Annotated in this window: 7 protein-coding genes and 1 pseudogene; 5 read left to right on the forward strand and 3 right to left on the reverse strand. The window is 36.5% G+C overall.

All coding sequences use genetic code 11. From position 1 onward, the window contains the following. Window positions 1–225 precede the first annotated feature (225 nt). The gene (locus K737_RS11225; RefSeq protein ID WP_235075665.1) at window positions 226–375 is read right to left on the reverse strand and encodes a hypothetical protein; all 150 of its coding nucleotides are present in this window, start codon (window positions 373–375) and stop codon (window positions 226–228) included. Between K737_RS11225 and K737_RS12120 the strand changes: the two genes are divergently transcribed. Both K737_RS12120 and K737_RS12125 read left to right on the forward strand, forming a co-directional pair. Further along, window positions 358–483, forward strand: coding sequence for a transposase (locus tag K737_RS12120; protein ID WP_152531050.1), 126 nt, complete (start codon window positions 358–360; stop codon window positions 481–483). The genes K737_RS11225 and K737_RS12120 overlap by 18 nt on opposite strands. Before the next feature lie 212 nt (window positions 484–695). After that, a pseudogene (locus tag K737_RS12125) lies at window positions 696–863 on the forward strand (transposase); the annotation flags it as partial. Window positions 864–1,318: 455 nt separating this feature from the next. Here K737_RS12125 and K737_RS05445 read toward each other — a convergent pair. Then, window positions 1,319–2,125: an ATPase gene (locus tag K737_RS05445; RefSeq protein ID WP_006304470.1), complete on the reverse strand. Its 807-nt coding sequence runs from the start codon at window positions 2,123–2,125 to the stop codon at window positions 1,319–1,321. Beyond that, window positions 2,126–2,815, reverse strand: a complete 690-nt coding sequence (locus K737_RS05450) for an ABC transporter permease (RefSeq protein WP_024161490.1) — start codon at window positions 2,813–2,815, stop codon at window positions 2,126–2,128. It lies immediately after the preceding gene. Between the two features lie 434 nt (window positions 2,816–3,249). Here K737_RS05450 and K737_RS11230 point away from each other — a divergent pair, with 434 nt between their 5' ends. From K737_RS11230 to K737_RS06905, 3 genes are all read left to right on the forward strand, one after another. Beyond that, window positions 3,250–3,399: a hypothetical protein gene (locus tag K737_RS11230; protein ID WP_235075707.1), complete on the forward strand. Its 150-nt coding sequence runs from the start codon at window positions 3,250–3,252 to the stop codon at window positions 3,397–3,399. 597 nt (window positions 3,400–3,996) lie between these two features. After that, window positions 3,997–4,170: an IS630 transposase-related protein gene (locus tag K737_RS08430; protein WP_075260362.1), complete on the forward strand. Its 174-nt coding sequence runs from the start codon at window positions 3,997–3,999 to the stop codon at window positions 4,168–4,170. Further along, on the forward strand, window positions 4,167–4,361 hold the full coding sequence (locus K737_RS06905) for a hypothetical protein (RefSeq protein ID WP_006304476.1): 195 nt from the start codon (window positions 4,167–4,169) through the stop codon (window positions 4,359–4,361). The genes K737_RS08430 and K737_RS06905 overlap by 4 nt, the downstream gene beginning before the upstream one ends. Window positions 4,362–4,602: the final 241 nt, after the last annotated feature.

Consider the following 4,602-nt stretch of genomic DNA (forward strand, 5'->3'; position numbering starts at 1 on the left):
TCAATCATCCGATCCAGAGAAAAGGTCTACATTTTTCCAAAAAATTGAGCAGCTAGAAAAATTAGGTAAAGCTATTCCTTACATAGATGAAAGTGGTTTTGCTCATGACATGCCAAGAACGCATGGACACTTTGATAAAGGCAATCGGTGTTATGAGCTCTTATGACTGGGAAGAACAAATCCCATAGGCGCTTTAATTGGCAAAGCTATAATTGTTAATTGGGTTCATATCTGGCTTACAAAGGGGGGTACGTCTTGGGTGCTGCCAAACCTTCCAAAAGAAAGCGGTAGTGTTATGGATAATGCCACTTTCCATAAAGAAAAAGCTATGAAAAATATGCTAGAAGATGCCATAGTTTGCTTTATTTTCCTCATCATTCTCCAGATCTCAATCCTATTGAGAAAAAATGGTCCCAAGCCAAACATATAAGAAGAACATTAACTTGTTCAATTAATTTTTTATTTCAATTCCATTTTTCGTAATCTTTTTATACTAATTTAGCTATATATTGATGAAAACGGTATTGATACGGCTATGTGCAAAGACAAAGGGCTGGGGCAGAAAAAGTGAAAATTCGGTTGGCAAAAAGAGTGGGAAATAGTATCAAAGAACAAATAAGTATTGCCAGTTTGGTTAATAACACGCCGATAGCACCAATGAGGTTTAACGGACTTGGGTAGAAAAATTTCTGATCAAGGAACTAAAGCCTGGTCAAGGTGTTATTATGGATAATACCTCTTTTCATAAATCCAAGAGAAGTAGAGAATGAATAGAATCTGTAAAATGCGGTATAATTTTTCTACCTCCTTACTCTTGTGATTTGAATCCAATAGAGAAATTCTGGGCTAATATAAAGAGGTAGATTAAATGCAATATACTAAATTCCCCCCCCCTATTTCGTGGTTTTTTAAAATATCTAAAGCCTATTAACACTCCCGTCCCAATTAAAATAGAGCCTAGCAAAGCTCTTCCATCTCCTTTTTGGTATCGGTTCTACTTTTTGCACTCCAATCTTTGGAGAGCGTCCATGCATGTTTGATACTATGAGCTAATCGACTTTCATCAATACAAACAATCGTCCGTCCTTCTTTTTTTTAGTTTATCTATTTTTTAATAAAATTTAGCTCTTTTATTCTGAATTTTTTCGGATAATTTAGAAGTTTTTTATACGTGATTTTTGTCATGATTTTAAACACATAGAAAAAACATCGAAACTTTCTACTGACGCTGCTGTTAAGATGTCCCACCTTTTATACGATAGTTTCTTTTTCTGTATTCAATCAGATTTTTTATTTTTTTTAACATCGCTTTTCTGCCTTAATATTTATTTTTTTTGAGAAGAGATAAGATATACTGAGTCATACTTTTTATCTCCTGGCGAGCCGTAATATGAGCTAACGTAGTCAGCCCATCTCGATCCATAACTGTTAATCCGTAGGAAAAAAGTTCTCGAAAAATGCTGCGATCTCCTATGCTAGGACCTATATGAAATCCCACCCTAGGTGCTAGGCTTTTTAAAATTTTCTCCATATGCAATTGTGTGCGAGAAATTTGATGGCTAATTCGATTTCGTACAACCACCCATTCTAAATGTTCTTGAGCTTGGGATGCCTTATTTAGTCTTTGTTCCCACACCATGTGGGCATAGCTGCCAAAGGGAAGCGTAAGGTGAGATTGTTCTTGAATCTCTCTGATATTTACAAACAAATCTAAATCTAAAGGACTTTCTGTTATAGGGCTGACCAAAACACTAGATTTTTGATGAACATAACGCCCTAAAGGAGTGTCACTTCCTTGAGTATCGATTACAATAACATCAAAATTTTCTAAAGTTTGTAACAGTAAATCCAAAGCTTTTATGGATAGCTCTGCTGTTTCATACGCACTAGGACAAAACCGAACAATTTCAGGAACAGGAAGAGAAAAATTTTGCTGCTTGCAGTACTGTCTTCGATTTTCTATACTACGAAACAACGTTCCTTGATCTCCATCTGCATCAAAGCAGGCAACACTTAGCTTTTCATACATACACTGAAGTGCAAAATGTAAGGCAAGTGTAGATTTTCCTACTCCTCCTTTTGCATTCCCCCAAACAACAATATGAGATTTTTTTTTTGCATCCATTTAAGCCTCAAATGAGGAACCTCGTCGATAAATAATATACCAAATTCCCGCCATCAGCAAACTAATCGTCAAGATAATAAGACTACCTAGCGCATTAATCTGGGGAGTATATCCAATTTTAAGGTAAGAAAAGATTACCAAAGGAAGCGTTGTGTACCCAGGCCCAGAAGTAAAGCTAGCTAAAACTACATCATCAAAAGAAAGGATAAATGCTAAAAGCCAACCAGAAGCAAGGGCGGGCATCAGTAAAGGAAGTTTAATTGCAAGAAAAACTTTATAAGGGCGAGCTCCCAAATCCATTGCTGCTTCGCTTAATGCAGGGTCAATGCTTACGATACGTGATCTTACAATGGCTGTGACGTAGGCAGTTCCTAGTGTGGTATGGGCCACAAAAATACTCCAAAATCCTCGAGTAAGTTGGGGGAAAATTTTCATAATTGCAACCCAAAACAGCAACAAGGCCAGCCCCATAACGATTTCGGGAATCACTAAAGAAAGGCTGGCCATCCACACAAGGTGAGGATGGGCACTTTTGTTTCTTCCCCATTGGCTGGCACACAACGTTCCCAGTATCATAGCAAAAGTTGCAGAAAGTGAAGCAATTTTTATGCTTACCATAAATCCACGCATAAGCAAAGGATTTTGAAAAAGTGCGTAATACCACTTAAAAGACCATCCGGCCCAACTCATTGTGCTCAAACTATTAAAAGAGTATAGAAAAGTAATAAAAATTGGAAGATATAGAAAAATAAATCCAAAATAAAAAAAACTAGTTAGAATTTTATTTTTCTTTAGCACAATTGTCAAAATTTAAAAATTCAATTCCTGTAGTATACCAATGTTTTTCGGTAAAGCCTATCTAAACTCAAAACATTTATAAAGATTCACACGATAAAATGTAATTTATTAAGGTTTGGAAACAAAATAAGATAAAAAAAGTAAATTATCTATAAAATTTTTTATTAGAGCCCGCACTCAATTAAGCCGAACGACAAGTGAAGCCAAGTGAATAACGCCTAGAAAATTTACGGACGTTATGATAACGCGTGGCAATGGATCTGTATTACTTTCAGTTTAGCGAAGAAATCTTTGATCAAATGACGAGATTTAAAGTATTTTTTATAATGCTCCAAATTGTGTTTTTCAGGGGAGATCACGGAATCACGCCTGTTTTCTTTGAGTTGTCGCCCCCCTTTCATCGGCAAGCACCGCATCTCAGCCCTCACGAGGCGATCAACGCATCGGCGCCTTCCAAATTGTCTTCTGTAAGATGAAATGCGATGAGATTTTTTGTGGGATTGCCTTGAGTATCACAGATTGCATGGATATTGATGCTTAACCCTCTAGCGAATCGTCCAATAGCTTGGTTTTAGTCTTTTTTTGGAGCCCGCGCCTAAAAGACTCTTTTCCTTACGCCCTTTTGGCTCTACCTCGTAGCGGGGATGGATAGCTAGCTTTAAAATCGCCAAACCTCTCCACATAATTTCTGCACGGTAACAGCACAAAACAGCCTCCACAAACAGGCTTATTGTCTTTTGCTATAAAACGCTCCAATCCCCCTGGGTTTCCAGGTAAAAGATCCTCGATCCTATCTCACTGATCTTCCCTCAACGCATAACGTCTTATTGAATACAAATTTTTTTGAATTTTTATTAAATTCTCAAAAAACAACAAAAAAAATCAACTCAATTCAGGACGGGCCCTAGTTCAATCCCGCAAAGAGTGCTAAAGCTACAATCAGCTGGTGAGAATTTTTTCAAGCCATCCAAAAAATTTAAGATTTCAACTATAATAATAAGCAAGTGAAAAAACAATTAACTCCAAATAAAAAAGAAATAAAAACCAAATCAAAATAGACAACTAAGCAAGATATCCGGAATTATCCTGATTCTTACAGTTACGAAAGAGCAATAAGGCTTGGAGTGAGCGTATCTGGGATAAAACATGCTAAGAAACGTATAGAAGCTACATATAAAAAAACTCTCAATCATCCGAAAGAGGATCCAGAAAAAAATCTACGTTTTTCCAAAAAATTGAAGAATTGAAAAATGAAGATAAGCAGATAGGTTATAAGCAGATAGGTTATAGTGATGAAAGTGGTTTTGCTCATGATATGCCAAGAACGCAGGGGTACTTTGATAAAGGCAAGCGGTGTTATGGCTCTCATGACTGGGGGGAAACAAATCCCATAGGCGCTTTAATTGGCAAATACAAATATCAATTGCAATTGGTTTGAATCTGGCTTACAAAGGGGGGTACTTCTTGAGTGCAGCAGATTTTATTACCAAACCTTCAAAAAGAAAGCGGTAGTGTTATGGATAACGCCAATTTCCATAAAGGGAAAGCTATGCAAAATATACCATAGTTTGCTTTATTCCTCATTATTCTCCAGATCTTAATCTTATTGAGAAAAAGTGGGCCTAAGCAAAACATATAAGAAGAACAGTACCTTGTTCAATTGATCTCTTATTTCAATT

The organism is Holospora undulata HU1 (assembly GCF_000388175.3).
GTDB classification, from domain to species: domain Bacteria; phylum Pseudomonadota; class Alphaproteobacteria; order Holosporales; family Holosporaceae; genus Holospora; species Holospora undulata_A.

Bases quoted from the DNA above. Each gene is read 5' to 3' on its own strand.
- K737_RS11225 (WP_235075665.1), bottom strand. From the start codon at position 375: ATGAGGAAAATAAAGCAAACTATGGCATCTTCTAGCATATTTTTCATA.
- K737_RS05445 (WP_006304470.1), bottom strand. From the start codon at position 2,125: ATGGATGCAAAAAAAAAATCTCATATTGTTGTTTGGGGGAATGCAAAA.
- K737_RS05450 (WP_024161490.1), bottom strand. From the start codon at position 2,815: ATGAGTTGGGCCGGATGGTCTTTTAAGTGGTATTACGCACTTTTTCAA.
- K737_RS11230 (WP_235075707.1), top strand. From the start codon at position 3,250: ATGCTCCAAATTGTGTTTTTCAGGGGAGATCACGGAATCACGCCTGTT.